The organism is Streptomyces sp. L500 (assembly GCF_054551825.1).
Genome location: NZ_JBTOLC010000001.1, coordinates 302,888 through 327,955 on the forward strand (window position 1 = coordinate 302,888; position 25,068 = coordinate 327,955).

The window sequence follows — 25,068 nt, forward strand, 5'->3', positions numbered from 1 at the left end:
CTGATTTCAGCCCGTCCGGCGTTGGCATCCTCACCCACCGTCCGCGACGACGGCGAGCAGTCCCCCCAGAATCGAGACGTTCGCGAAGAACGCCACCCGGTGCTGCATCCGCTTCCCCGCGTCCTCCTCCCGCCAGTACGCGTGACCCGCCAGGGTCGTCGGGACGAGGCTGGCGGCGAGGGCCAGGGCGGAGAGCCTGGGGAGGATCCCCAGGGCGAGCAGCCCGCCCGCCCCCACGTGCACCGCCCCGTTCAGCCGCACGAGCGCCCGCGCGTCGCGCGGCAGGAGCGGGATCCAGTCCGCGATGGCGAGCGCGACGGGCGCCGCGACCGGCGCGAGGAGTTCCGGGCGGCGGACGGTCTGGACGCCGGCGCTGATGAACGCCGACGCCAGCAGCGGCCGCGCGAGAGTTCTGAGAACCGCCATTCCAGGACGGTTCCCGCCCCGCGGCGGGAGGATTCCCCCGAACGGGACGATTCCCCCGCTCAGTCCTCAGCCCTCAGTCCTCCTGGAAGAGGCCCCGCACCGGCTCCACCAACACCGTGACGATGCGGTTGCGCCGCCCCGCCGCGGCCTCCGCGGTGAGCCGGAGCGCGGTGAGCGTGGGGTCCTTGCCGTGCTCGGAGACGTGCTCGAAGAGCGGGACCTCCGCCGTCGCGCCGGCGATCGGCACCCGGCCCAGCGACTTGGCCAGCAGTCCGCCGACCGTCTCGACGTCCTCGTCGTCGAACTCGTCGAGGCCGTAGAGCTCGCCGAGGTCGCCGATGTCGAGGCGGGCCGTGACCCGGTAGCGGTCGTCGCCGAGCTCCTCGACGGGCGGCAGCTCCCGGTCGTACTCGTCGGTGATCTCGCCGACGATCTCCTCGAGGATGTCCTCGATGGTGACGATGCCGGCCGTGCCGCCGTACTCGTCGATGACGACCGCGCAGTGGTTGCGCTGCTGCTGCATCTCGCGCAGCAGGTCGCCCGCGTTCTTGGTGTCCGGGACGAAGACGGCCGGCCGCATCGCGGTGGAGACCAGCTCGCTCTCCGCGTCACGGCTGATGTGCGTCTTGCGGACGAGGTCCTTGAGGTAGACGATGCCCACCACGTCGTCCTCGTTCTCCCCCGTCACCGGGATCCGGGAGAAGCCGGAGCGCAGCGCGAGGGTGAGCGCCTGACGGATGGTCTTGCCGCGCTCTATGACGATCAGGTCCGTGCGCGGCACCATGACCTCGCGGACGAGGGTGTCGCCGAGTTCGAAGACGGAGTGCACCATGCGGCGCTCGTCGTCCTCGATGAGCGATTCCTGTTCCGCCAGGTCGACCATGGCCCGCAGCTCCGCCTCCGAGGCGAAGGGGCCCATGCGGAAGCCCTTGCCGGGGGTGAGGGCGTTGCCGATGAGGATCAGCAGCCGGGGCACGGGCCCCATGATCCGGGCGAGCGGCAGCAGCACGTACGCCGCGGCCGTGGCCGTGCCCAGCGGGTGCTGGCGGCCGATGGTGCGCGGGGAGACGCCGACGGCCACGTACGAGACGAGGACCATCACCGCGATGGCGACGGTCAGCGCCTCCCAGGTGGCGTCGAAGGACTTCAGGCAGACGTAGGTGACGAAGACGCCCGCCGCCATCTCGCAGGCGACGCGCACCAGCAGCGCGACGTTGAGATAGCGGGTGGGGTCGGCCGCGACGGCCATCAGCCGGGCGCTGCCCCGCCGCCCGGCCCGGGCGGCCTCCTCGGCCCGGAACCGGGTGGTCCGGGCGAGGCCGGCCTCCGCGCAGGCGGCGAGCCAGGCGACGACGAGCAGCAGGACCGCGGCGGCGATCAGCTGGCCGGTCACGTGAACGTGGGAGCCGGGGAGGGCCCTTCGATGCCGCGCTCGGCGCGCCAGCCGTCGACGATCGCCGCCTGGAGGCCGAACATCTCGGCCTTCTCGTCGGGCTCCTCGTGGTCGTAGCCGAGGAGGTGGAGCACTCCGTGGACGGTCAGGAGCTGGAGCTCCTCGTCCATGGAGTGCCCGGTCGGGGCCTCCTCGCCCTGCTTCTTCGCGACCTCCGGGCAGAGGACGATGTCGCCGAGGAGGCCCTGCGGCGGCTCGTCGTCGTCCTTGGCCGGCGGGCGCAGCTCGTCCATGGGGAAGGACATCACGTCGGTGGGGCCGGGGAGGTCCATCCACTGGATGTGGAGCTGCTCCATGGCATCGGCGTCGACAACGATGACCGAGAGTTCGGAGAGCGGGTGGATACGCATCCGGGTGAGGGCGTAGCGGGCGACGTCCAGGATCGCCTGCTCGTCGACCTCCGTGCCGGATTCGTTGTTGACGTCGATTGACATGCTGTTACCGGGTCTTACTTTCCGTTGCGGCTGTCGTACTGCTCGTACGCGTCGACAATACGGCCGACCAGCTTGTGCCGGACGACGTCCCTGCTGGTGAGGTACGAGAAATGGACGTCGGTGACGCCCTCCAGGATCTCCTGCACCTGGCGCAGACCGCTCTTGGTGCCGCCGGGCAGGTCGATCTGGGTGATGTCACCCGTGATCACGATCTTGGAGTCGAAGCCGAGCCGGGTGAGGAACATCTTCATCTGCTCGGGGTTCGTGTTCTGCGCCTCGTCGAGGATGATGAACGCGTCGTTGAGCGTCCGGCCCCGCATGTACGCCAGCGGCGCGACCTCGATCGTCCCGGCGGCCATCAGCCGCGGGATGGAGTCGGGGTCGAGCATGTCGTGGAGGGCGTCGTAGAGCGGCCGCAGATAGGGGTCGATCTTCTCGTAGAGCGTGCCGGGCAGGAAGCCCAGGCGCTCGCCCGCCTCGACGGCCGGCCGGGTCAGGATGATCCGGTTGACCTGCTTGGACTGCAGGGCCTGGACCGCCTTGGCCATGGCCAGATAGGTCTTTCCGGTACCGGCGGGGCCGATGCCGAAGACGACCGTGTGCTTGTCGATCGCGTCGACGTAGCGCTTCTGGTTGAGCGTCTTGGGACGGATGGTGCGGCCGCGGCTGGAGAGGATGTTCTGGGTGAGGACCTCGGATGGGGCCTCGATCCCCTTCTCCTCGTCCCTGAGCATGGCGATCGAACGTTCCACCGCGTCCTCCGTCATCGGCGCGCCCGTGCGGAGCACCAGCATCATCTCGGCGAAGAGACGCTGTACCAGGGCGACTTCCCGTTCGTCCCCGGTGGCACTGATCTCATTGCCCCGGACGTGGATGTCCGTGAGCGGGAAGGCTTTTTCGATCACGCGCAGGAGGGAGTCCTCCGAGCCCAGCACCGTCACCATGGGGTGCTTGGCCGGGATGGTGATGCTCGTCCTCGCCTGCGGTCGTGTGGGTGTCTGAGTCATGGGCCGGCACTGAAGGCCTGCTCATCACCTCTTCCTGCCGTTCTCATGTCGAACAACCTTGGAATACCAGGGTACGACGCGGGCCCCGGCAATCCCGAGGGCTTTTCCACAGCCATCCGGCCCTACGACGGCCTGCGGAAGCCCAGCGTCGGCAGCGCCCGGCGCAGCGGCCAGGGGCTGATGGCCTCGGGGAGGATCTCGTCGAGGAAGGCGTAGCGGCGCAGGGTGGCCGGGGACTGGTCGTCGAAGGAGCGGACGTGCTGCCACCACGCGGCGATCTCCACCCAGCCGGGCGCCGACAGCGAGCCGCCGAACTCCTGGACGGACAGGGCGGCCGTCAGCCCCGCGAAGGCCAGCCGGTCGGCGAGCGGCCACTCGGCGAGGGTGCCGGTGACGAAGCCGGCCACGAAGACGTCCCCCGCGCCGGTCGGGTCGAGCGCCTCGACGACGATCGCGGGCACCTCGGCGCTCTCGCCGGTGCGCCCGTCCACCGCGTACGCGCCCCGCTCCCCCATCGTGACCACGGCCAGCGGCACCTTGTCCGTGAGCGCGCGGGCGGCGGCGCGCGGGCAGTCGGTGCGGGTGTAGCGCATGGCCTCCTCGGCGTTGGGCAGGAACGCCTCGCAGTGCTCCAGGTCGGCGAGGTCCGCCGGGTCCCAGCGGCCCGTCTCGTCCCAGCCGACGTCGGCGAAGACCCGGCTGCCCTGGCGGGCCGCCGTCGCGATCCACTCCTCCTGCCGACCGGGCATCAGCAGCCCCACGCAGGCCCGCGCGGGCGGCGGGGTCTCGGGGGCGGGCTCCTCCGGCGGCGGCGCCTCGTGCCCGTGGGAGATCATCGTCCGCTCGCCCTCGTAGGCCATCGAGACGGTGACCGGGGAGTGCCAGCCGGGCACCGTGCGCGACAGGCTCAGGTCGATGCCCTCGCCCCGGGAGAGGGACTCCCAGCAGTACTCGCCGTACATGTCGTCGCCGAAGGCGGCGGCGAGCGAGGTGCGCAGGCCCAGCCGGGCCAGGGCGGTGGCCATGTTGGCGACGCCGCCGGGGCTGGAGCCCATCCCGCGCGCCCAGGACTCGGTGCCGCGCACGGGGGCGGAGTCCAGACCGGTGAAGATGATGTCGAGGAAGACGGTCCCGGTCAGATAGACGTCCGTGGGCGGGTCGCTCTCGGTGCGGAGCGCGGCGAGCGGGTCGAGGACCGGCGCCGTTCCCTCGAAGCGTTCTCCGCGGACACCTGTGTGGGTGGAAGAGGCCGTCATGCTCGCTCGTCGCTCCTCTCAGGGATGCACGAAATGCGGATCCGCACAGTGTGCCCGATGCTGCGGTACGTTCCGTTCCATGAGGCTCACCATTCTCGGCGGCGGTGGATTCCGGGTGCCTCTGGTGCACCGGGCCCTGCTGGACGACGCCCGGCGCGACGCCCCGGGCCGCTGCACGGAGCTCGTGCTCCACGACACCGACTCCGCGCGGATGAGGGTGATCGCCTCCGTGCTGGACGCCCAGGCCGCCGGGGTGCCCCGCGCCCCCTCCGTACGGCTCGCGGAGGACCTGGACGACGCGCTGCGCGGCGCCGACTTCGTCTTCTCCGCGATCCGGGTGGGCGGCACGGCCGGACGGGTCATGGACGAGCGGATCCCGCTCGCCGAGGGCGTCCTGGGCCAGGAGACCGTCGGCGCGGGCGGCGTCCTCTACGGGCTCCGCACGGTCCTGGTGGCCACGGACATCGCCGAACGGGTCGCGCGGATCGCCCCTGACGCGTGGGTCATCAACTTCACCAACCCCGCCGGGATGGTGACGGAGGCGATGTCCGCCGTGCTCGGCCCGCGCGTCATCGGCATCTGCGATTCACCCGTGGGGCTGGTCCGTCGCGCCGCGCGGGCGGTGGGCGCGGACCCGGAGTCGCTCACCTACGACTACGTGGGCCTCAACCACCTGGGCTGGCTGCGCTCGTTGGCCCGGGACGGCGAGGACCTGCTGCCGGGGCTGCTGCGCGACGAGGCGGCCCTGACCTCCTTCGAGGAGGGCAAGCTCTTCGGCGCCCGCTGGCTCCAGGCGCTCGGCGCCCTGCCCAACGAATACCTCCACTACTACTACTTCCGCCGCGAGACCCTGCGTTCGGTCATGGAGTCGGCCAAGACCCGCGGCGAGTTCCTCGACCAGCAGCAGGGCGACTTCTTCACCCGCGCGGCCGCCGCGCCCGAGCGCTCCTTCGAGCTGTGGGAGCACACCCGGCTGCGCCGCGAGGAGACGTACATGGCCGAGAGCCGCGCGGCGACCGGCGGCTGGCAGCGCGACACCTGCGACCTGGACGGCGGCGGCTACGACCAGGTGGCGCTCGCCCTGATGCGGGCGATCAGCGCGGACGAACGCACCCGGCTGATCCTCAATGTGCCGAACGGGCTGACGGTCCCCGCCCTGGACTCCACCGCCATCATCGAGACGGTGTGCGAGGTCGGCGCGAAGGGCGCCCGGCCGCTGCCGTGCGCCCCGCTGCGGGAGGACCAGCTGGGGCTGATGCTCCAGCTCAAGGCCGTCGAGCGGGCGGCGATCGAGGCGGCGGTCCACGAGGACCGCGACGCGGCGCTCCGCGCGCTGGCGCTCCACCCGCTGGTCGACTCCCCGTCGGTCGCCGCCCGCATCCTGAGCAGAGCGGGCCTCGGGTAGAGCTCCGGCTCTCGCGTGGCACCGCCGTGGCGCCACGCGGCGCCGGGTGGCACTACGCAACGCCATCCGGCGCCAGCGCCCACACCCACACCCTTGACGTTTCCGCAGCTCAGAGCCTTCTCCCGGAGGGCTGCGCCAGGTCCGGCACCACCCCTCTTGCGCATGGCGCCATCGTGATGCCATGATGGCGTCATGGACCTCACCCCATACGTCGACACTCTCCGCCGCGAACTCGCGGTGGCCGCCGAGGCCGGTGGCGACGAAGCCCGCGAGCTGGCCGAGAAGCTCACCGCCCCTCTGGAGGCGGCGGCCCGGCTGACCCTGCTCGACGCGCTCTCCGCCGCGATGGACGAGGTCACCCGCGAGCTCGCCCCGGGCTCGGTCGACGTACGGCTGCGCGGACTGGACCCCGACTTCGTGGTGACACCGCCGCCCGCCGAACCGTTCACGGCGCGGACACCACCGCCCGCCGACGGCGACGAGGACGGCACCACCGCCCGCGTCAATCTGCGCCTGCCGGCCCACCTCAAGGCCCGCGCCGAGGAGGCCGCGAACCGCGACGGCCTGTCGGTCAACGCGTGGCTGGTACGGGCCGTTTCGGCCGCGGCCGACACCGGAACCGCCACCGGCAACCGGCCGCGCACGACGGAACAGGGCTGGGCGCGCTAGCCCACCCCACTACTCCACCCACAGCTTTCGAAGACTCAAGAGGACGGGACACCCATGCCTTCTTTCGACACCCCCGCGCCCATCTCGGTCACCGCCCACGTGGAGGCCGGCTCCATCCGGTTCGTCGCGGGCGACCGCCCCGACACCCTCGTCGAGGTCCTGCCCCGCGACCCGAAGAAGGAACTGGACGCGCGGGCCGCCGACCAGACCGAGGTGACGTACGCGGGCGGCGTACTGACCCTGCGGACGCCCAAGTCGCGCTACCTCGTCGGGCGCACCGGTGTCGTCGACGTGACGGTCGAACTGCCCACGGGCTCCCGCGTCGACATGACCGGCGCCTGGGCCCAGGTGCTCGGCGAGGGCCGGCTCGGGGAGGTCCGGGTGAAGACCTCCTCCGGCGACGTCCGCCTCGACGCGACCGGCCCGCTGCACCTGAAGGCGTCGCACGGCTCGATCACCGTGGACCGGGCCGAGGGCACGGCCGAGATCACCACCAGCTCCGGCAGCCTGCGCGTCGGCCTCGTCGACGGCTCCGCCGTCCTGAAGAACTCCCACGGCACCACGACCGTCGGCACCGCGACCGGCGAGCTGCGGGTGAGCAACTCCACCGGCGACATCGACATCCGTCGCGCCGCGGGCTCGGTCACCGCCACCACCGCCCACGGCACCCTGCGCGTGGGTGAAGTGGCCCGCGGCACCGTCCGGTTGGAGACCTCCCACGGCTCCATCGAGGTCGGCGTCCGCGCCGGGACGGCCGCCTGGCTCGACGTCGACCCGGGCTCCGGCCAGGTGCGCAACGCGCTCACCGCGACGGAGGCCCCGGCGGCGACCGAGGACACCGTCGAGATCCACGCCCGCACCCGGCACGGCAACGTCGACATCCTCCGCGCCAAGGTCTGACCGGCCCTTTCCCCGGCTACTTCAAAGCCCCACCACTTCAAAGCCTCGACCTCTTCAAAGCCTCGAACGGGAGGGCCCATGCCTTCGTCTGTCATGCTCACATCATCCGTGGCCGTCTCCGCCACCGGTCTGCGCAAGTCCTACGGCGACAAGACCGTCCTCGACGGCATCGATCTGCGCATCCCGGCCGGGTCCGTGTTCGCGCTCCTCGGTCCCAACGGCGCCGGCAAGACCACCACCGTGCAGATCCTGTCCACGCTCATCACCGCCGACGGCGGACAGGCGCGGGTGGCGGGCCACGACGTCGCCGCCTCCCCGGACGGGGTGCGCGCCGCGATCGGCGTCACCGGGCAGTTCTCCGCCGTCGACGGACTGATCACCGGCGAGGAGAACATGCTCCTCATGGCGGACCTCCACCACCTGTCCAAGCGCGAGGGACGGCGGGTCGCCGCCGAGCTGCTGGAGCGGTTCGGCCTCACCGAGGCGGCGAAGAAGCCCGCCTCCACCTACTCGGGCGGCATGAAGCGCCGCCTCGACATCGCCATGACCCTCGTCGGCGACCCACGGATCATCTTCCTCGACGAGCCGACCACCGGCCTCGACCCGCGCTCCCGCCACAACATGTGGCAGATCATCCGCGAGCTCGTCTCCGGCGGCGTCACCGTCTTCCTCACCACCCAGTACCTGGACGAGGCCGACGAGCTCGCCGACCGCATCGCCGTGCTGAACGGCGGCAGGATCGCCGCCGAGGGCACCGCCGAGGAGCTCAAGCGGCTCGTCCCCGGCGGACACGTCCGGCTCCGCTTCGCCGACCCGGCCGCGTACCGGAACGCCGCCCTCGCGCTCCGCGAGGTCACCCGGGACGACGAGGCGCTGGCGCTGCAGATCCCCAGCGACGGCACCCAGCGCGAGCTGCGCTCCATCCTCGACTGGCTGGACTCCGCCGGCATCGAGGCGGACGAGCTGACCGTGCACACCCCCGACCTCGACGACGTGTTCTTCGCCCTGACCGGCAGCACCGACCAGCCGATGGAGGCTGTCCGATGAGCTCCCTCACCCACACCCTGCGCGACTCGTCCACGATGCTGCGCCGCAACCTCCTCCACGCGCGGCGCTACCCGTCGATGACGCTCAACCTGCTGCTGACGCCGATCATCCTGCTGCTGCTCTTCGTCTACATCTTCGGCGACGTGATGAGCGCGGGCATGGGCGGTGGCGCAGGCCGCTCCCAGTACATCGCCTACGTCGTGCCGGGCATCCTGATGATGACCATCGGAGGCACCGTGGTCGGCACCGCGGTCTCCGTCTCCAACGACATGACCGAGGGCATCATCGCCCGCTTCCGCACGATGCCGATCCACCGGGGTTCCGTGCTCATCGGGCACGTCATCGGCAGCGTGCTGCAGTCGGTCGCCAGCGTCGTCCTCGTGGGCGCCGTCGCCGTGGCCATCGGCTTCCGGGCCCCGAACGCCACGGCCCTGGAGTGGCTGGCCGCGTTCGGGCTGATGACGCTGGTCGCGCTGGCCCTCACCTGGATCGCGGTGGGGATGGGCATGGTCAGCCCGAACGCGGAGGCGGCCAGCAACAACGCGATGCCGCTGATCGTCCTGCCGCTCGTCTCCAGCGCCTTCGTCCCCGTCGACGCGATGCCGGGCTGGTTCCAGCCGGTCGCCCAGTACCAGCCGTTCACCCCGGCCATCGAGACCCTGCGCGGGCTGCTGCTCGGCACCGGGATCGGTGACAACGGATGGCTCGCGGTCGCCTGGTGCCTGGGCCTGACGGCACTCGGCTACTGCTGGTCGAAGCGGGCCTTCGACCGCGACCCGAAGTAGCCGGGACCCGAAGCAACCGGGACGGACGACCGTGCGGGCGGCGTACTCCGACATCACGTCGGCGCACGCCGCCCCGTCGGCGTTCCCCGACCAGGGGATCAGGGGATCAGAAGACGACCACCGACCGCAGCACGTCGCCCTCGTGCATGCGGGCGAACGCCTTCTCCACGTCGCCCAGCCCGATCGTCTCGGTGACGAACGCGCCGAGGTCCAGCCGGCCCTGCAGGTGGAGGTCCACCAGCATCGGGAAGTCCCGCGACGGCAGGCAGTCGCCGTACCAGGACGACTTCAGCGCGCCGCCCCGCCCGAAGACGTCCAGGAGCGGGAGCTCCAGCTTCATCTCCGGCGTCGGCACGCCGACGAGGACGACCGTGCCGGCGAGGTCACGGGCGTAGAAGGCCTGCTCGTAGGTCTCCGGGCGGCCGACGGCCTCGATGACGACGTCCGCGCCGTGGCCGCCGGTGAGCTCGCGGATCGCCTCGACGGGATCGGTGGAGCGGGAGTTCACCGTGTGGGTGGCGCCCATCTCGCGCGCCTTCGCGAGCTTGCGGTCGTCGATGTCCACGGCGATGATCCGGGCCGCGCCCGCCAGGCGGGAGCCCGCGATCGCCGCGTCGCCGACGCCGCCGCAGCCGATGACGGCGACGGAGTCGCCGCGGCCCACGCCGCCGGTGTTGATCGCGGCGCCGATGCCGGCCATCACGCCGCAGCCGAGCAGGCCCGCCACCTCCGGGGCGACCGCGGGGTCGACCTTGGTGCACTGACCCGCCGCGACCAGCGTCTTCTCGGCGAACGCGCCGATGCCGAGCGCGGGCGACAGCTCCGTGCCGTCCTTCAGGGTCATCTTCTGCTTGGCGTTGTGCGTGTTGAAGCAGTACTGGGGGCGGCCGCGCAGACAGGCCCGGCACTGGCCGCAGACGGCCCGCCAGTTGAGGATCACGAAGTCGCCCGGGGCCACCTCGGTGACGCCCTCGCCCACGGACTCGACGACGCCCGCCGCCTCGTGGCCGAGGAGGAAGGGGAAGTCGTCGTTGATGCCGCCCTGCTTGTAGTGGAGGTCGGTGTGGCACACACCGCACGCCTGGACCTTCACCACGGCCTCGCCCGGACCCGGGTCCGGTACCACGATCGTCTCCACCCGCACCGGCTCGTTCTTCCCCGGTGCGATGACTCCGCGTACTTCCTGCGCCATGATCTCGTGCCCCACCCTTCGTGTCGCTGGTCCGCACACCACGGTACGCCCAAACGATCTTTCTCCGCGCGTAGACATCACTCCGCCAGAACCTTGACCCCGTCCGGCTCAGGGCTTAGCTTCGCGCTGCACCGTCCTTGTTACCCAGGAGTCACCAGTGTCGCTCTCCCTGAAGTCCACGCGTGTGCGCGTCGCCGCCGCCACCGCCGCCCTCGCCGTCGGCGCCGGCCTGTACACCGCGGGCGCCGCCTCCGCCGACCACGCGGTGCCCCGCACGGACAAGGAGATCCCGAACCTCACCCAGGTCCAGGACAAGATCAAGGCCTTCTACGGCGACACCGTCGACGCCTCCGGCCAGCACTACGCCTCGGCGAACAGCAACTACGCCAAGCAGCTCGCCGACATCCAGAAGAAGGCCAAGGCCCAGCTGGAGAACGTCGCCCGCAACACCCAGCACGCCAAGAAGGGCGCGAAGAAGCCCGCCATCGTCCTGGACGTGGACGACACGACCCTCCTGACCTACAACTACGAGCTCCAGCAGGGCTTCCGCTTCACGCCGGAGTCGCAGGACGCCTACCTGAAGTCCACCGACATGACGGCCGTCTTCGGCATGCCCAAGCTCGTCAACTGGGCCCAGTCCAAGGGCATCGAGGTCTTCTTCGTCACCGGCCGCGACGAGCACCAGCGCGACTGGAGCGTCCGCAACCTCAAGAACGCCGGCTACAAGCCCGCCGCCGACGCCTCCCACTTCTTCCTGAAGAACAAGAAGACCCCGCCGGCCTACCTCGCCTGCGGCTCCAAGTGCACGACGGTCGAGTACAAGGCGGGCACCCGCAAGTACATCGAGTCCAAGGGCTTCGAGATCGTCGCCAACTTCGGCGACCAGTACAGCGACCTGCAGGGCGGCTACGCGAAGCACACCTACAAGCTGCCGAACCCGATGTACTTCCTGCCGTAAGGCTTTTGAGGATGGAAGGGGGCGGGGTCGCGCGGACCCCGCCCCCTTCCGTATCGCTCAGCGGCGCTTCGGCACCGGTACGCGCAGCAGGTCCCGGGCGACGGTGAGCTCGCCGGTGAAGCCCGCCTCGCGGGCCTGGCGCTCGAAGACCGACGGGTCGTCGTAGCGCTGCGAGAAGTGGGTGAGCACCAGGTGGCGCACGCCCGCCCGCGCGGCGACGCGCGCGGCCTGGCCCGCCGTCAGATGGCCGTGCTCGGTGGCCAGCGGCTCGTCCTCGTCGAGGAACGTCGACTCGATGACGAGCATGTCGCAGCCCTCGGCCAGCTCGTGGACGCCGTCGCACAGCCGGGTGTCCATCACGAAGGCGAAGCGCTGGCCGCGCCGCACCTCGCTGACCTCCTCCAGCGTCACCCCGCCGACCGCGCCCTCGCGCATCAGCCGGCCGACGTCCGGCCCGCCGATCCCGCGCTCGGCCAGCAGCTCGGGCAGCATCCGGCGCCCGTCGGGCTCGACCAGGCGGTAGCCGTAGGACTCGACGGGATGCGAGAGCCGGCGCGCCTGGAGGGTGTACGAGCCGGTGGCCGCCAGCACCGCGCCGGTGCCCGCGACCGGCTCCTGGACGAGCTTGACCGTCTCGCGGTAGGCCGTGGCGTACCGCAGCCGCTTGAAGAAGCGCTCGCCGCTCGCCGGGTAGTGCGCGGTGACCGGGTGCGGCACCCGGTCGAGGTTGATCCGCTGGATCACCCCGGCCAGGCCCAGCGAGTGGTCGCCGTGGAAGTGGGTGACGCAGATCCTGTTGAGGTCGTGCGCGGCCACCCCGGCGCGCAGCATCTGACGCTGCGTCCCCTCGCCGGGGTCGAAGAGGATGCCGTCCCCGTCCCAGAGCAGGACGTAGCCGTTGTGGTTGCGGTGCCGGGTGGGGACCTGGCTGGCCGTGCCGAGGACGACGAGTTCGCGAACGGACAAGGGTCTACCCGGGGGGCCAGTTGAAGCCACGGCCGCCGAGGACGTGGGCGTGGGCGTGGAAGACGGTCTGCCCGGCGCCGGCGCCGGTGTTGAAGACGATCCGGAAGCCTTTGTCCCCGTTCTCCTGGAGGGCGACCTCGCCCGCCTCGCGCAGCACGTCGGCGGCGATCTGCGGCTCGGCGGCGGCCAGCGAGGCGGCGTCCGGGTAGTGGACCTTGGGGATCACCAGGCAGTGCACGGGCGCCTGGGGGTTGATGTCGCGGAAGGCGACGGTCGTCTCCGTCTCCCTGACGACCGTCGCGGGCACCTCTCCCTTGACGATCTTGCAGAACAGGCAGTCCGCCTGCGGTTCTCCCGCCACCGGTGGGCTCCTCCCGGGTCGTCGGCTCGTACGGTCCGGATGTTACCGGTCCGTCCGTCCGCCCGCCGTGACCAGCCTCGTCACTTGCCCGGTGCGGGAGGTCTGTCGGTGCAGCTCGCCGAGGGGCCCGGATGCCCGCCGGGCTTCGGCGCGGAGCCCCCCGAGGCCGGGGGCTTGTCCGAGACGGGGGGCTTGTCCGAGGCCGGGGGCTTGCCGCTGCCGCCGCCCGTCCGGTCGCAGTCGCCCAGCACGGTCACCTGGAAGACGGTCCGCCCGTCGACCTTGGCGGTCAGCAGCCCCCGGACGCACCCCTGGCCGGACATGCCCGTGACGCTGCCGTAGACGATGATCCTCTTGCCGTTGTCCGTACGGCCCTCGCAGTCGACGCCGACGACGGTCACCGGCAGCGCGCTGCCCGTGCCGGGGTCCTTGCCGCCGTTCTCGGCCTTGCCCTTGCAGCTCAGCCAGGCGGCGTGGACGCCCTCCCGGTCGAGGGCACGGCCGGCCTCCCGCTGCGTGGTGGCGGCGACGGCCGTCGCATCGAGCCCGGGGCCCGTCGCGCAGCCGGACAGCGCCACGATGGCGGTACCGGTGAGGGCGGCGGCACCCAGTCCGTACCGTATGTGCCTTGACGCACCCATAGCGGGGAGTGTCCCACCGGCCCGCGTCCGGGGGGAAGGACGCCTCCGGCCACCGGATCGTTCGCCCGGCTCCCGTCTGGTCCAGGCCAACTTCTCACGATCTTCCAGGAGTTGGTTCGGAAACGCAGGATTTATCATTTCCGCACCCGAGTTTCACCTTCTCCCCTTACTCTCTCTGCCCTGGACACACACACGCGTGCTGGGGGGCCGCGTCCGGGGGTAGGGGGGACAACTTTTGCTGACGTCCATGGTGGTCTGCGCGGTATCGCTCGCGCTCTTCTGGATGGCCGCCTTCACGCTCTGGTGGCAGATGCACGCCTGGCGCACGCCCGAGACGCTCGCGGGCACCCGCTTCCAGCCGGCCGGGGACGAGGGCGCGCTCTCCTTCTCGCTCCTGGTGCCCGCCCGCCATGAACAGGCGGTCCTGGAACACACCGTCACCCGGCTGCTGGAATCCACCCACGGCCGCTTCGAGGTGCTGGTGATCGTCGGGCACGACGACCCGGAGACCGCCGAGGTCGCCGAGAAGGTCGCGGCCGCCGCCCCGGACCGGGTGCGGGTGATCGTCGACACCCACGAGAAGAAGAACAAGCCCAAGGCCCTCAACACCGCGCTCCCCCACTGCCTGGGCGAGGTCGTCGGCGTCTTCGACGCCGAGGACCAGGTCCACCCCGAGCTGCTCGCCCACGTCGACCACGCCTTCCGCGCGACGGGCGCGGACGTGGTGCAGGGCGGCGTGCAGCTGATCAACTTCCACTCCAGCTGGTACAGCCTGCGCAACTGCCTGGAGTACTTCTTCTGGTTCCGCAGCCGCCTCCACCTCCACGCGGAGAAAGGTTTCATCCCGCTGGGCGGCAACACCGTCTTCGTCCGCACCGACGTCCTCCGCGAGGCCGACGGCTGGGACCCCCAGTGCCTGGCCGAGGACTGCGACCTGGGCGTCCGGCTCTCCAGCACCGGCAAGCGCGTCGTCGTCGCCTACGACTCCGAGATGGTCACCCGCGAGGAGACCCCCGGCACCCTGATGAGCCTGCTCAAACAGCGCACCCGCTGGAACCAGGGCTTCCTCCAGGTCTACCGCAAGCGCGACTGGCGCCGACTGCCCACCCTCGCCCAGCGGATGCTCGCCCGCTACACCCTGATGACGCCCTTCTTCCAGGCGTTCAACGGCCTCGTCATCCCGCTGAACACGGCGATCGCCCTGCTGCTGGACGTCCCCGCCGGCGTCGCCGTGGTGACCTTCCTGCCCGCCGTGGCCATGCTGGTCACCTTCGTCTTCGAGGTCGTCGGCCTCCACGACTTCGGCGCGCAGTACGGCCTGCGCGTGCGCTTCGTCCACTACCTCAAGCTCATCCTCGGCGGCCCCTTCTACCAGATGCTCCTCGCGGGCGCGGCCGTCCGCGCCGTCTGGCGGGAGCAGCGGGGCCGCAGCGACTGGGAGCTCACCCGACACGTCGGCGCGCACCTCACCAGAGAGGACGTCACGCCGTGACCGCGACCATTCCGGCGGCTGTCGAGCCCCCGTTCGTCCTCGGCCCCACCCCGCCCACCCGGCTGCGCGCCTCCCGCCCCGACCTGCTGCTGTGCGGGGCGGTGCTGGTCGCGATCCTCGTCGTCCAGGGCTGGAACACCACCGGTTTCCCCGCCCTCAGCGACGACGAGGGCACCTACCTCGCCCAGGCGTGGGCAGTCCAGGAGGGCAAGGGCCTGGCCCACTACACGTACTGGTACGACCACCCGCCGCTGGGCTGGCTCCAACTGGCCCTCCTCACCTGGCTCCCCGCCGCCCTCTTCCCCGACGTCATGTCCGTCGCCCCGATGCGGGTGGCGATGCTGCTGGTGACGGCCGTCAGCGCGGTGCTGCTGTACGTCCTGGCCCGACGGCTGGGCCTGCGGCGGTGGGCGGCGGCCCTGGCGATGGCGCTGTTCGGGCTGTCGCCGCTGTCGGTGGTGCTCCAGCGGGAGATCTTCCTCGACAACATCGCCGTGCTGTGGATCCTGCTGGCCTTCTGCCTGGCCGCCTCGCCCCGCCGCCACCTGTGGCACCACTTCGGGGCGGGCCTGGCGGCGGCGGTGGCGGTGCTGTCCAAGGAGACGATGCTGGTCGTCCTGCCCGCGCTGCTGCTGACCATGTGGCGGCACACCCACCGCGACACCCGGAAGTTCGCGGTGACGGGCGCGATCACCGCGTGCGTCCTCACGGGCCTCGCCTATCCCCTGTTCGCGCTCCTCAACCACGAGCTGTTCCCGGGCGCCGGCCACGTCTCGCTGATCGACGGCATCAAGTACCAGATGAGCCGGGCGGGCTCGGGCTTCGTCCTGGACGACCGTTCGGGCGCGCACGCGGTGCTGCGGTCGTGGCTCTACTACGACCGGGTGCTGCCGATCGCGGGCCTGGCGGCGGCGGTGCTCCTGCTCGCCGCGGCCCGCTGGTCCCCCACGGGCCGCGCCCTGGCGGGCCCGGCGACGGCGGCGACGATCCTGGCCCTGGTGGCCCTGCGCCCGTCGGGGTACCTGCCGGCGATGTACGTGATCCAGATGCTGCCGTTCCTGGCTCTGGCACTGGCGGGCGCGGCGACGGCTGCGCCGCAGCCCCTCCGGCGCTTGAGGAGCGGGGGCCGCCGAAGACCCGCACTCATCCGCCGGACCGCGACCCTGGCGATATCCGTGACGGCAGCCGCCGTCGCCCTCCCCCACTGGTACGACGCCACCCGCACCGCCCTGACCACCGACACCAACGCCCCCTACCGCGCGGCAGCGCACTGGCTCCGCGACAAGGCCAACGTCCCCGACCCGTCCAGCACGCGCGTCCTCGCCGACGACGCGATCTGGCTCGACCTGGTCCACGCCGGATACCGCCCGGGGACGGGGGCCGTCTGGTTCTACAAGGCCGACCTGGACCCGGCCATCACCAAAACGCTGCCGCGCGGCTGGCGCGACGTGGACTACGTCGTCGCCTCCCCGACCGTCCGCCGCGACGCCCCCACGCTGCCGCTGGTGAAGGCAGCGCTGACGAACTCCGAGACAGTCGCTTCCTTCGGCGAGGGCGACGGCCGGATCGAGATCCGCAGGGTCAAGAGGGCGGAAGCTCGGTGACGGAGACGACCACGTCCAGGCGCTCGTCTACCTGCCTCGCAACAGCGGAAAACACCGTCGTGACGGCCGTCAGAGAAGGGATTTGTGATGGCATGACAGCACTGAGCAGAAAGCCGACCCGCACACGCGTCAGACGCGCCCTCCTTCGCCCCCGCGGCAAGCGATCCCGCACCGCCGCCGCCCTGCTCCTCGCCGCCGGCGCGTCCTTCGGCCTGCTGCTGGCCGCGCCCGCGCCGGCCACCGCCGGGTCGAACCTCGTCGTCAACCCCGGCCTCGAGTCCTTACGGGCCTCGGACGCCATGCCCACCTGCTGGGAGAAGGCCGGCTGGGGCGACAACGACTTCACCGTCACCACCACCGACCAGTCCCACAGCGGCGGCAAGGCGCTGACCCTGTCCGTCACCCGCCGGGTCAGCGGCGACCGCAAGGTGCTGATGGCCGAGGACAGCTCGTGCGCGCCGAGCGTGACGCCGTCCCACCAGTACGACCTGTCGCTCTGGTACAAGAGCACCACCCCCGACGCGTCCGTCACCGTCTTCCGCCATGACGTGAAGGCGGGCTGGCAGTACTGGACGGACCTCAAGACGCTGCCGGTCAGCGCCGGTTACACGCGCGCCACCGTCCGTACGCCCGTCGTGCCGCCCGGCACCGACCAGATCACCTGGGGCGTCTCCGTCTACGGCACGGGCACCGTCACCACCGACGACTACGACATGGAGGACGCCACCCAGCCCGCCGCCGGGGCCGTCTGCACGGCCGGGGACGCGTGCGTCAAGGGCAGCTGGGCCGTGATGCCCTTCAAGAACCCGGTCCGCAGCATGCACTCGGTCGTCCTTCACAACGGCAAGGTGCTGCTCGTCGCGGGCTCCGGCAACGACCCGGCGATGTTCAAGGCGGGCACCTTCACCTCCGCCGTATACGACCCGAAGACCGGCGCGATGAAGACGATCCCGACGCCCGTCGACATGTTCTGCGCCGGGCACGTCCAGCTGTCCGACGGCCGGGTGCTCATCATGAGCGGCAACAAGTCCTACCCGGCGGCCGACGGCAGCCACGGCTACGAGGGCTTCAAGGACAGCTACCTCTTCGACCCGTCGTCCGAGTCGTACGTGAAGACGAACGACATGAACGAGGGCCACTGGTATCCCTCCGCGACCCTCCTCGGCAACGGCGACGTCATCAGCTTCGGCGGCCTGAAGGAGGACTCCACCGGCAGCGTGACCGCCGAGAAGTTCTCCCAGGCGCAGCAGAAGTGGCTGCCGCGCACGGAGGTCAACCAGACCTGGTCGTACTGGGGCCTGTACCCGTCGATGATCCTGATGCAGGACGGGCGGCTCTTCTACTCCGGCAGCCATGTCTTCGGCAACGGCACCCCGGGCACCGGTGCGTCGGTCTACGACTACGACGCCAACAAGATCACGGACGTCCCGGGCCTGCAGGACAAGGACAATCGCGACCAGTCGATGAGCGTGCTGCTCCCGCCCGCGCAGGACCAGCGCGTCCTGACCATGGGCGGCGGCCAGGTCAACACCAACCCGGAGGCGAGCCGTCTCACGGACCTCATCGACCTCAAGGCCCCCAACCCCCGCTACACGCCCGGTCCCCTGCTCCCGCAGGGCACGGTCGACCAGGGCCAGGGGCCCAAGCCCGAGACGGGCGCGCAGGGCAAGATGTACGTCTCGGCCGTGCTGATGCCCGACGGCAAGGTGCTGGAGACGGGCGGCGGGCTCCACGACCGGGCGGACCCGGTGTTCGAGGCGTCGATGTTCAACCCGGCGACGAACACCTTCCAGCCGGGCCTGGCCACGGACCCGATCCCGCGCACGTACCACTCGTCGGCGTTCCTGCTGCCGGACGGCCGGGTGATGGCGGTCGGCGACAACCCGGGCAACGGGACGTTCGACGACCACGTGTCGATCTACACCCCGCCGTACCTCTACAAGGGCGCGCGGCCCCAGATCACCTCGGTGGCGAACAACCGCTGGCAGTACGCGAGTACGCAGCGGATGACGGTCGACCGCCCGGTGGTGAAGGCGGAGCTGATCCGTCCGGCGGCGGTGACGCATTCCTCCGACCCGAATCAGCGTTTCGTCGATCTGCCGATGACGGTGGGCGCTGACGGAACGACGATCGATCTGAACGTCACCAGCAACCCGAACCTGGCGCCGCCCGGCTGGTACATGCTCTTCGCCGTGGACGCGGACGGCGTCCCGTCGGTGGCCTCCTGGGTCCACCTCGGCGGCCCGGACGCGCTGGACACCCCGAAGGCATCGCCTATGGTGCACGACTTCGCGGGGAGGATGACGGAGAAGGCGAAAGCCCCGGAGCCGGCCCACACGTCCCACCCGGTCCCGGTGACGGTCTCGGGCTGCGACCGCCACTACGGCGCGGAGAACGTGTGCGTGCCGACGGCCTTCCCGAAGACGGTCCCGCCGACGACGGCGGGCCGCTGCGCGTGGCTGAAGGCGCACGACTACGGCGTCCTCAAGCTCAACGGCCGCGACGACCCGCTGAAGCTGGACCCGGACAGGAACGGGCGCGCCTGCGGCTGAGCTCCACGGCTCCGCTGCTCCACCGCCTGGGCACTGGGTACTGGGTGCTGGGGTTCGATACCGGTCATAGATCAACCTGTGCATCAGCTGTCACATGAGTGCAGCAAGATGACACCCCGTGATCGATCCCCAGCACCACCAGTACGCTCCGCAGCAGCCGTACCCACCTCAGCACCAGTACGCTCCACAGCACCCGTACCAGCAGCCCTACCAGCAGGCGCAGCCGTACCAGCAGCCCTACCACCAGCAGGCGCACCCGTACGCCCACCCCCAGCAGCCCGTCCAGCCGGCTCACCACGTCCCCCGGGAGGTCGGGGACCTGCGCCGCTACCTCTTCGCCTTCATCGACGGCATGATCACGTTCTTCGGCGGGTTCGGCATCGGCGTGCACTTCACGGCGGACAAGAGCACGGGCGCCTTCTGGATCTGCGTCGCCGTCGCCTTCTTCGGCCTGTCCTTCGTCCACCACGTGCTGGGCGCCGTGCTGTTCCGCACCACGGTGGGCAAGTTCCTGTGCATGACGCGTGTGGTGCGCGCGGACGACGCGGGGCGTCCGCGCTTCTGGCAGGCCGTCCAGCGCTGGCTCCTCGGCCTGACGTGGCTCCCGATGCAGCCGATCTGGTCCCTGTTCGGCGATGACGGCGACCCGTACGAGGACGGCTGCGGGCTGCGCTACGTCCACAGCGGGGACCTGCGCCGCTAGCGCGACGCGATGGCAGGATGACGGCATGGAGACGAACGAGCCGTGGGCGGCGATCCACGGTGACCTGCTGGCGGCGAAGGCGCGGGTGTACGACCCGAGCGATTTCGTCTGCTCGCCGCCGGTGCCCGAACCGGAGAGCGCCGAGTACGCGGCGTGCGCGTTCACACTGGACGGCCGCTCGGTGCGGTTCCGCGTGGGCAAGACCACCCCGACGAAGGTGGGCCAGTTCGTCACCGTCTGGCAGCGGTCCGAGGAGGGTCCGATCCGGCCGTTCGACGCCGCCGACGGGGTGGACCTCTTCGTCATCAGCAGTCGGGACGACGACGGCTTCGGGCAGTTCGTGTTCCCGCGTGAAGTGTTGTGCGAGCGCGGCGTCGTCTCCCGCGACGGCTCCGGCGGGAAGCGCGGATTCCGCGTCTATCCGCCCTGGGTGACCACGACCAGCCGGCAGGCCCGCGCCACCCAGTCATGGCAGGTCAACCACTTCCTCGACCTCGGCCGCCGGGACGGGACCGTCGACCTGACGCGCGCCCGGGCCCTGTACCACCCGTAAATCCGGAGGCATGGTCGCGGCGTGGTCATTACGCTCCGGATCATGAACACTCGCCGCGCAAACCCCACGTTCGTCCTGGTCCACGGCTCCGGCACCAGCTCGTTCATGTGGACGCCGGTCCAGCGCGAGCTGGCGCTGCTCGGGCACCGCAGCCTCGCTGTCGACCTGCCGGGCCACGGGTTCGACGCGCAGTACCCGGTGGCCTACCAGGCCCCCCAGGATCTCGACGCCTGGGCCGTCGAGCCCTCGACGCTGGCCGGGGTCACCCTGCGGGACAACGTGGACTCGGTGGTCGACGTCGTCCGCCGGGTGGCCCCGCACGGCCCCGTGGTGCTGGTGGGAGCGAGCCTCGGCGGGACCACCATCACCGGAGTGGGCAACACCGTGCCGGAGCTGGTGGACCGGCTCGTCTACATATCCGCCTGGTCGTGCGTCCAGCGGACCAGCCCCGTCGAGTACATGCGGGAACCGGAGTTCGCCGACAGCCTGCTGGCCCCGCTGGCCCCGCTGAACGTGGGCGACCCGGCCGCCCTCGGCGTCGGACGGGCCAACTACCGCACGGCCGACCCCGAGCTGCTCGCCGCCCTCAAGGCGGCCGTCATGGCCGATGCCACCGACGGGCAGTTCCGCGCCTTCCTCAACATCCTGCAGCCCGACGAGTCCCTCGCCGTGATGACGGCCGACGCCCGCGCACAGGCCGACACCTGGGGAACGATCGCCCGCACATACATCCGGCTCACCGACGACCGCACGCTTCCGGTCGCGATGCAGGACCGCCTGATCGCCGAGGCCGACGCGCTGACCCCGGACAACCCCTACGACGTCCACACCATGGACACCAGTCACACCGGCTTCCTCCTGCGCCCGGCGGAGGTGGCGGCAATCCTGGACCGGCTCGTCGTCTGACGCGGGCCGACACGGCTCCGGAATCCTTACCCCGGCCTAGTAGTGCGGGATGACGAAATTGAATCCCGCCGCGTTGTGCCCGCCTCCGGCCGGGCAGCGGCCCTTTTCCGGATAGCCCCAGAAGAACAGCGCGTAGCAGTTGGTGCAGAAGCGCCAGTACGCCTGGGCGTTCGGCGTCTCGACGACGTCGTGCGGCAGGACGAAGTTGTATCCGGCGGCACTGTGGGACCCGCCGACCGGGCACCAGCCGCCGCTCGGATACCCGAAGAAGAACATGCCGTAGCAGCGCGTGCAGAAGCGCCAGTTGGCCTGGGCATTGGCGTTCTCGGGAACGTCGTGGGGAATGTCGAAGTCGTAGCCCGCCATGCCGTGCGCGTCACCGGCCGCGCAGCGGCCGTTGTCCGGATAGCCGTAATAGAACATGACGTAGCACTTCGGGCAGAACCGCCAGTTGCGCTGACCGGTGGCACCACTGGCGCCCTTGGCGCCCGTACCGGCCGCGTGGGCCTCGGTCACCCCGGTGGTCGCCGCTATCGCCGCCAGCCCGGCAGTCGCGCCGAGCGCTCTCGTCAGGAAGATCCTCCGGTCCGGCTCAAACCCCATGCCCGTTCCCCCTCGATGTCATAAGGCGCACATGACACTAGAGCTGCCTGACTGCCCCGGATAGGCAAGAATTCGGACCCTCCACCCGCGATCGTTCGGAGGCACGATGAAGCACCTGGGAATCCTGGGACACAGCGCGGAAGGCGCGGCGCTGTGCCTCCGTTCGTTCTGCCGGAAGGGCTTCGCGGAGCTCGGTCCCCACGAGCACCCGGACGTCACCCTCGACCTCATCGCCATGGCCCGCAGCATGCCCGCCTGGGACGCGGGCGACCACGACACGGTCCGCACCCTCCTGTCGGCCAGTGCCGATCGCCTCGCCCGCGCGGGAGCGGAATTCTTCATCTGCCCCGACAACACCGCCCACATGGCCCTCGACCGCCACGGCCCCGACCTCGCCCTCCCCGGCCTCCACATCGCCGACGTCGTCGCCGACCGCGCCGCGCGCGACGGCCGGAAGCGGGTGGGCGTGCTGGGCACCCGCTACACCATGGACGGCTCCCTCTACGTCGAGGCGTTCGCCCGGCGCGGCATCGAGGCCGAGGTCCCGGACCCGGCCGACCGTCGTCTCGTCAACGACGTCATCTTCGACGAGCTCCTCAACGGCGTCCTCGACGAGCGCTCGCGCCGCGCGTACGTACGGATCATCGAGGCCCTGGCCGCCCGTGGCTGCGACGCGGTCGCCCTCGTCTGCACGGAGATCCCCCTCCTGATCACCCCCGACGTCTCCCCGCTCCCCACCCTCGACTCCACCCGCCTCCTCGCCCACGCCGCCTTCGAGACCGCCGCCGGCCGGGCACCCCTGCCCACGTGGCGCGGCGGGCCCGCCGACCGGTGATTGGCCCCTGACCTGCCCCTTGGTGTAGAACACTCCGCGATCAGACATGATCACGACAACTGTTCCGCACCACGGGGGAAACATCATGAAGGCAACCCGACGCCTCGTCGGCGCCCTCGCCGTCGTCGCCGCCCTCGGCGGCGGCCTCACCGCCTGCGACTCCGACACGAACACAGCGGGCGGTACGACCGGGGGCTCCGGCGCCTCGGCCAAGCCGGCCGACGGCGCCAAGGGCGGCAGCCCCAAGGGCGAGCCCGGCAGCGACTGCGGCACCCCGCCGCAGCTGCCCGCCGGCCACAAGATGGTGGAGATCGCCGTCCCGCCGTCAAAGGGCTCGATGTCCGCCAAGGACGCCAAGCCCACCTGCACGCCCAACGACTGGATCTACCACGGCCAGGGCGAGGCCAAGTACTACATCTTCGCCCCGGAGACGAAGGCCGAGATCGCCCTCGGCTCGGGCAAGACGAAGGACGTCCCCGTCGGCGAGCTCTGGATGCACGCGGGCGACTGCCTCACCAACCAGAGCGCGGTGAAGCAGCCGTACAGCTGCTCCGGCAACATCTACGACATCACGACGGACTCCGAGGGCAAGGTCACCAGCATCAAGGAGATCTGGCACCCCTGACGAGCCTCGCGGGGCGGACGGGACCGGGCGTGGCGGGGTGCGAACCCCGCCACGAGCGCCCGTCCGCTATGCGGCTGCGGTCACCGCGGAGTCACCATTGCGGCAGCAGATGTGTGTCCCGGAAGTGGCTGCGGATTGCGATTCCTGCGTCCTGAATCTCCTCCAGGGCCCTCTTCTCGGCCACGGCCCTCCGTCGCGCGCCTTCCAGCTCGACACAGTCCGTGCACCCTGCGGGCGAGATCCACCGCGGCGCGGTCTTCTTTCCGGGGTGCGCGATTTCGAACCACAGCGTCTTGCCGAACCGACGCCGGTCGTATGTATGGCTGCCCCAGTCGTCCGCCCACGCTTCCACGAAGCGGAGGCCGCGCCCTGCTTCCGCGTGCGCGGCGGGCTCCGGTGTCGCGCGGGCTCGACTGCGCCTGAACATGCCGGGTACGACTGGGCTCGTGTCCCACACGTTCACCCGGAGTCGGTCCCCTTCGCGGCAGTGCAGCCGCACGGAGCACGGGCCCTCCGTGTGGAGGTGGGCGTTCGTGACCAGCTCACTGGTCAAGAGCAGTGCCCTCTCGGCGATTTCGGACAGGGCGTGGCTGTCCAGGACCGCCTGGAGGGTCACACGCGCGATGCCGGGTGCGCGAGCATCGCGCGGCAGTTCGAGGAGGTAGGACCAGGGCTGAGGCGGCGATACGGTTGCCATGAAGTCTCCCGTAAGAGTGGCTGGTTGGCGTTACCGTAGCCGTGCTCGTATAAGCATCAACACGGCTTCGTCTAAAGCATGACCCCGACCACCCGCATGGGCGACGCGAGCGAACTTGTGCACGATTGAGGAAGTGCGGATGCCTGTCCGACCCCACGTAACAGCACGACAGCTCCGCCTGGGCGTTGAACTGCGCAAGCTGCGCGAGCGCGCAGGGCTGACGTCAACCGAGGCAGCTCGCATGCTCGGAACGAATCAGACGCAGATCAGCAACATCGAATCCGGCCGCGTAGGCGTGAGTGGCGAACGTGTGCGCACCATGGCCCGCAACTATGAGTGCTCGGACACGGCCTTGATCAACGCGCTCACCACGATGGTCGGCAGCCGGAAACGCGGCTGGTGGGAGGAATACCGTGAGACTCTCCCGGCCGGGTTGGTCGATCTCGCCGAGTTCGAGTATCACGCCACCGGTCTGCGGGCCGCCCAGGCCATTACGATCCCCGGACTACTGCAAACGCCGGAGCACGCTCGTGCTGTGTTCCGCGAAGCGGTTCCGAAGCTAATGCCACACGAGATCGAACACCGGGTCTCGCACCGCATCAAGCGACAGGAAGTCGTCTACCGCGATGGCGCGGCCCCGTTCAAGGCGATCATCCATGAGGCTGCGCTGAGGATGCAGTTCGGCGGAACTGAGACGGCCAAGGCCCAGCTTGTACATCTGACAGAGGTGAGCCATCGGGACAACGTCACCGTCGTGGTGATCCCGTTCGACGGCACCTCGTTTCCCATCTCCGGCCACGGCGTCGACTACATGCACGGGCCCGTGTCACAGCTCGACACCGTGGTCCTTGACGCCGCCTACGGCGGGTTGCAAATCGATGCTGTCGCCAAGCTGGAGAGGTATCGCTTGGTGCTGGACAGGATGGAGCAGGTCGCACTGCCTCCCGACGCATCACGTGACCTCATTCACCGCATCGCAAAGGCTCTCTGAGGCAAAC

The 25,068-nt window shown here is 70.6% G+C and carries 26 protein-coding genes; 15 read left to right on the forward strand and 11 right to left on the reverse strand.

Annotation, left to right across the window (positions count from 1 at the left end; all coding sequences use genetic code 11):
- Nucleotides 1-30: 30 nt before the first annotated feature.
- The 5 genes from ACX9I7_RS01560 to ACX9I7_RS01580 form a co-directional block, all read right to left on the reverse strand.
- Nucleotides 31-426, reverse strand: a complete 396-nt coding sequence (locus tag ACX9I7_RS01560) for a DoxX family membrane protein (RefSeq protein WP_387575950.1) — start codon at nucleotides 424-426, stop codon at nucleotides 31-33.
- 73 nt (nucleotides 427-499) lie between these two features.
- On the reverse strand, nucleotides 500-1,819 hold the full coding sequence (locus tag ACX9I7_RS01565; protein WP_358631035.1) for a hemolysin family protein: 1,320 nt from the start codon (nucleotides 1,817-1,819) through the stop codon (nucleotides 500-502).
- Nucleotides 1,816-2,313, reverse strand: a complete 498-nt coding sequence (ybeY, locus tag ACX9I7_RS01570) for an rRNA maturation RNase YbeY (RefSeq protein ID WP_126914047.1) — start codon at nucleotides 2,311-2,313, stop codon at nucleotides 1,816-1,818. Before ybeY ends, ACX9I7_RS01565 begins: the two co-directional genes overlap by 4 nt.
- A 14-nt stretch (nucleotides 2,314-2,327) precedes the next feature.
- Nucleotides 2,328-3,320: a PhoH family protein gene (locus ACX9I7_RS01575; RefSeq protein ID WP_387575947.1), complete on the reverse strand. Its 993-nt coding sequence runs from the start codon at nucleotides 3,318-3,320 to the stop codon at nucleotides 2,328-2,330.
- Between the two features lie 122 nt (nucleotides 3,321-3,442).
- Nucleotides 3,443-4,576 carry a carbohydrate kinase family protein gene (locus tag ACX9I7_RS01580; protein ID WP_387575945.1) on the reverse strand — a complete coding sequence of 378 codons (1,134 nt, stop codon included), beginning with the start codon at nucleotides 4,574-4,576 and terminating at the stop codon, nucleotides 3,443-3,445.
- A 79-nt stretch (nucleotides 4,577-4,655) separates the two neighbouring features.
- Between ACX9I7_RS01580 and ACX9I7_RS01585 the strand changes: the two genes are divergently transcribed.
- The 5 genes from ACX9I7_RS01585 to ACX9I7_RS01605 all read left to right on the forward strand — a co-directional run bounded on the left by ACX9I7_RS01585 (nucleotide 4,656) and on the right by ACX9I7_RS01605 (nucleotide 9,382).
- The gene (locus ACX9I7_RS01585; protein WP_387575943.1) at nucleotides 4,656-5,981 is read left to right on the forward strand and encodes a 6-phospho-beta-glucosidase; all 1,326 of its coding nucleotides are present in this window, start codon (nucleotides 4,656-4,658) and stop codon (nucleotides 5,979-5,981) included.
- A 192-nt stretch (nucleotides 5,982-6,173) separates the two neighbouring features.
- A complete protein-coding gene (locus tag ACX9I7_RS01590; RefSeq protein ID WP_387575941.1) occupies nucleotides 6,174-6,650 on the forward strand; it encodes a hypothetical protein in 477 nt (158 codons plus the stop codon).
- Between the two features lie 54 nt (nucleotides 6,651-6,704).
- Nucleotides 6,705-7,550: a DUF4097 family beta strand repeat-containing protein gene (locus tag ACX9I7_RS01595; protein WP_387575939.1), complete on the forward strand. Its 846-nt coding sequence runs from the start codon at nucleotides 6,705-6,707 to the stop codon at nucleotides 7,548-7,550.
- 78 nt (nucleotides 7,551-7,628) lie between these two features.
- The gene (locus ACX9I7_RS01600) at nucleotides 7,629-8,597 is read left to right on the forward strand and encodes an ATP-binding cassette domain-containing protein (protein ID WP_459386273.1); all 969 of its coding nucleotides are present in this window, start codon (nucleotides 7,629-7,631) and stop codon (nucleotides 8,595-8,597) included.
- On the forward strand, nucleotides 8,594-9,382 hold the full coding sequence (locus tag ACX9I7_RS01605; protein WP_387575935.1) for an ABC transporter permease: 789 nt from the start codon (nucleotides 8,594-8,596) through the stop codon (nucleotides 9,380-9,382). The genes ACX9I7_RS01600 and ACX9I7_RS01605 overlap by 4 nt, the downstream gene beginning before the upstream one ends.
- 106 nt (nucleotides 9,383-9,488) lie before the next feature.
- Here ACX9I7_RS01605 and ACX9I7_RS01610 read toward each other — a convergent pair whose 3' ends face one another.
- The gene (locus tag ACX9I7_RS01610; protein ID WP_126914055.1) at nucleotides 9,489-10,574 is read right to left on the reverse strand and encodes an S-(hydroxymethyl)mycothiol dehydrogenase; all 1,086 of its coding nucleotides are present in this window, start codon (nucleotides 10,572-10,574) and stop codon (nucleotides 9,489-9,491) included.
- Nucleotides 10,575-10,731: 157 nt separating this feature from the next.
- Here ACX9I7_RS01610 and ACX9I7_RS01615 point away from each other — a divergent pair, with 157 nt between their 5' ends.
- On the forward strand, nucleotides 10,732-11,532 hold the full coding sequence (locus ACX9I7_RS01615; RefSeq protein WP_459386274.1) for an HAD family acid phosphatase: 801 nt from the start codon (nucleotides 10,732-10,734) through the stop codon (nucleotides 11,530-11,532).
- Between the two features lie 57 nt (nucleotides 11,533-11,589).
- Here ACX9I7_RS01615 and ACX9I7_RS01620 read toward each other — a convergent pair whose 3' ends face one another.
- From ACX9I7_RS01620 to ACX9I7_RS01630, 3 genes are all read right to left on the reverse strand, one after another.
- Nucleotides 11,590-12,498 carry a ribonuclease Z gene (locus tag ACX9I7_RS01620; RefSeq protein WP_189452174.1) on the reverse strand — a complete coding sequence of 303 codons (909 nt, stop codon included), beginning with the start codon at nucleotides 12,496-12,498 and terminating at the stop codon, nucleotides 11,590-11,592.
- Nucleotides 12,499-12,502: 4 nt separating this feature from the next.
- Nucleotides 12,503-12,859: a histidine triad nucleotide-binding protein gene (locus ACX9I7_RS01625; RefSeq protein WP_358630792.1), complete on the reverse strand. Its 357-nt coding sequence runs from the start codon at nucleotides 12,857-12,859 to the stop codon at nucleotides 12,503-12,505.
- Between the two features lie 80 nt (nucleotides 12,860-12,939).
- Complete coding sequence (locus ACX9I7_RS01630) at nucleotides 12,940-13,500, reverse strand: hypothetical protein (protein ID WP_459386275.1); 561 nt, start codon at nucleotides 13,498-13,500, stop codon at nucleotides 12,940-12,942.
- A 247-nt stretch (nucleotides 13,501-13,747) separates the two neighbouring features.
- On the opposite strand from ACX9I7_RS01630, the gene ACX9I7_RS01635 reads away from it, so the two are divergent.
- The 6 genes from ACX9I7_RS01635 (at nucleotide 13,748) to ACX9I7_RS01660 (ending at nucleotide 21,310) form a co-directional block, all read left to right on the forward strand.
- Nucleotides 13,748-14,992 carry a glycosyltransferase gene (locus tag ACX9I7_RS01635; RefSeq protein WP_387575928.1) on the forward strand — a complete coding sequence of 415 codons (1,245 nt, stop codon included), beginning with the start codon at nucleotides 13,748-13,750 and terminating at the stop codon, nucleotides 14,990-14,992.
- A complete protein-coding gene (locus ACX9I7_RS01640) occupies nucleotides 14,989-16,596 on the forward strand; it encodes an ArnT family glycosyltransferase (protein ID WP_387575926.1) in 1,608 nt (535 codons plus the stop codon). Before ACX9I7_RS01635 ends, ACX9I7_RS01640 begins: the two co-directional genes overlap by 4 nt.
- Nucleotides 16,597-16,688: 92 nt before the next feature.
- Nucleotides 16,689-19,148 (forward strand): galactose oxidase-like domain-containing protein, encoded by a 2,460-nt coding sequence (locus tag ACX9I7_RS01645; RefSeq protein ID WP_459386276.1) that lies wholly within the window; start codon nucleotides 16,689-16,691, stop codon nucleotides 19,146-19,148.
- Between the two features lie 118 nt (nucleotides 19,149-19,266).
- Entirely contained in the window at nucleotides 19,267-19,851 is a 585-nt protein-coding gene (locus tag ACX9I7_RS01650) for an RDD family protein (RefSeq protein WP_459386277.1), read from the forward strand.
- Nucleotides 19,852-19,876: 25 nt separating this feature from the next.
- Entirely contained in the window at nucleotides 19,877-20,404 is a 528-nt protein-coding gene (locus ACX9I7_RS01655; RefSeq protein ID WP_459386278.1) for a MepB family protein, read from the forward strand.
- Nucleotides 20,405-20,446: 42 nt separating this feature from the next.
- Complete coding sequence (locus ACX9I7_RS01660) at nucleotides 20,447-21,310, forward strand: alpha/beta fold hydrolase (protein WP_387575918.1); 864 nt, start codon at nucleotides 20,447-20,449, stop codon at nucleotides 21,308-21,310.
- A 36-nt stretch (nucleotides 21,311-21,346) separates the two neighbouring features.
- Here ACX9I7_RS01660 and ACX9I7_RS01665 read toward each other — a convergent pair whose 3' ends face one another.
- Nucleotides 21,347-21,913, reverse strand: a complete 567-nt coding sequence (locus tag ACX9I7_RS01665; RefSeq protein ID WP_459386279.1) for a hypothetical protein — start codon at nucleotides 21,911-21,913, stop codon at nucleotides 21,347-21,349.
- A gap of 106 nt (nucleotides 21,914-22,019) precedes the next feature.
- Between ACX9I7_RS01665 and ACX9I7_RS01670 the strand changes: the two genes are divergently transcribed.
- Nucleotides 22,020-22,748, forward strand: coding sequence for an aspartate/glutamate racemase family protein (locus ACX9I7_RS01670; protein ID WP_459386280.1), 729 nt, complete (start codon nucleotides 22,020-22,022; stop codon nucleotides 22,746-22,748).
- 85 nt (nucleotides 22,749-22,833) lie between these two features.
- Nucleotides 22,834-23,373 carry a hypothetical protein gene (locus ACX9I7_RS01675; protein WP_459386281.1) on the forward strand — a complete coding sequence of 180 codons (540 nt, stop codon included), beginning with the start codon at nucleotides 22,834-22,836 and terminating at the stop codon, nucleotides 23,371-23,373.
- A 91-nt stretch (nucleotides 23,374-23,464) separates the two neighbouring features.
- On the opposite strand, the gene ACX9I7_RS01680 is transcribed toward ACX9I7_RS01675, so the two are convergent.
- Complete coding sequence (locus tag ACX9I7_RS01680; protein ID WP_387575910.1) at nucleotides 23,465-24,070, reverse strand: ATP-binding protein; 606 nt, start codon at nucleotides 24,068-24,070, stop codon at nucleotides 23,465-23,467.
- Between the two features lie 139 nt (nucleotides 24,071-24,209).
- Between ACX9I7_RS01680 and ACX9I7_RS01685 the strand changes: the two genes are divergently transcribed.
- Entirely contained in the window at nucleotides 24,210-25,061 is an 852-nt protein-coding gene (locus ACX9I7_RS01685) for a helix-turn-helix domain-containing protein (protein WP_397612606.1), read from the forward strand.
- The last annotated feature ends 7 nt before the right edge of the window (nucleotides 25,062-25,068 follow it).

Excerpts from the sequence above, each read along its gene's own strand:
- ACX9I7_RS01560 (WP_387575950.1), bottom strand. The coding sequence starts at position 426 with ATGGCGGTTCTCAGAACTCTCGCGCGGCCGCTGCTGGCGTCGGCGTTC.
- ybeY (WP_126914047.1), bottom strand. The coding sequence starts at position 2,313 with ATGTCAATCGACGTCAACAACGAATCCGGCACGGAGGTCGACGAGCAG.
- ACX9I7_RS01575 (WP_387575947.1), bottom strand. The coding sequence starts at position 3,320 with ATGACTCAGACACCCACACGACCGCAGGCGAGGACGAGCATCACCATC.
- ACX9I7_RS01580 (WP_387575945.1), bottom strand. The coding sequence starts at position 4,576 with ATGACGGCCTCTTCCACCCACACAGGTGTCCGCGGAGAACGCTTCGAG.
- ACX9I7_RS01585 (WP_387575943.1), top strand. The coding sequence starts at position 4,656 with ATGAGGCTCACCATTCTCGGCGGCGGTGGATTCCGGGTGCCTCTGGTG.
- ACX9I7_RS01590 (WP_387575941.1), top strand. The coding sequence starts at position 6,174 with ATGGACCTCACCCCATACGTCGACACTCTCCGCCGCGAACTCGCGGTG.
- ACX9I7_RS01595 (WP_387575939.1), top strand. The coding sequence starts at position 6,705 with ATGCCTTCTTTCGACACCCCCGCGCCCATCTCGGTCACCGCCCACGTG.
- ACX9I7_RS01600 (WP_459386273.1), top strand. The coding sequence starts at position 7,629 with ATGCCTTCGTCTGTCATGCTCACATCATCCGTGGCCGTCTCCGCCACC.
- ACX9I7_RS01605 (WP_387575935.1), top strand. The coding sequence starts at position 8,594 with ATGAGCTCCCTCACCCACACCCTGCGCGACTCGTCCACGATGCTGCGC.
- ACX9I7_RS01610 (WP_126914055.1), bottom strand. The coding sequence starts at position 10,574 with ATGGCGCAGGAAGTACGCGGAGTCATCGCACCGGGGAAGAACGAGCCG.
- ACX9I7_RS01630 (WP_459386275.1), bottom strand. The coding sequence starts at position 13,500 with ATGGGTGCGTCAAGGCACATACGGTACGGACTGGGTGCCGCCGCCCTC.
- ACX9I7_RS01635 (WP_387575928.1), top strand. The coding sequence starts at position 13,748 with ATGGTGGTCTGCGCGGTATCGCTCGCGCTCTTCTGGATGGCCGCCTTC.
- ACX9I7_RS01645 (WP_459386276.1), top strand. The coding sequence starts at position 16,689 with ATGACAGCACTGAGCAGAAAGCCGACCCGCACACGCGTCAGACGCGCC.
- ACX9I7_RS01655 (WP_459386278.1), top strand. The coding sequence starts at position 19,877 with ATGGAGACGAACGAGCCGTGGGCGGCGATCCACGGTGACCTGCTGGCG.
- ACX9I7_RS01660 (WP_387575918.1), top strand. The coding sequence starts at position 20,447 with ATGAACACTCGCCGCGCAAACCCCACGTTCGTCCTGGTCCACGGCTCC.
- ACX9I7_RS01665 (WP_459386279.1), bottom strand. The coding sequence starts at position 21,913 with ATGGGGTTTGAGCCGGACCGGAGGATCTTCCTGACGAGAGCGCTCGGC.
- ACX9I7_RS01670 (WP_459386280.1), top strand. The coding sequence starts at position 22,020 with ATGAAGCACCTGGGAATCCTGGGACACAGCGCGGAAGGCGCGGCGCTG.
- ACX9I7_RS01675 (WP_459386281.1), top strand. The coding sequence starts at position 22,834 with ATGAAGGCAACCCGACGCCTCGTCGGCGCCCTCGCCGTCGTCGCCGCC.
- ACX9I7_RS01680 (WP_387575910.1), bottom strand. The coding sequence starts at position 24,070 with ATGGCAACCGTATCGCCGCCTCAGCCCTGGTCCTACCTCCTCGAACTG.
- ACX9I7_RS01685 (WP_397612606.1), top strand. The coding sequence starts at position 24,210 with ATGCCTGTCCGACCCCACGTAACAGCACGACAGCTCCGCCTGGGCGTT.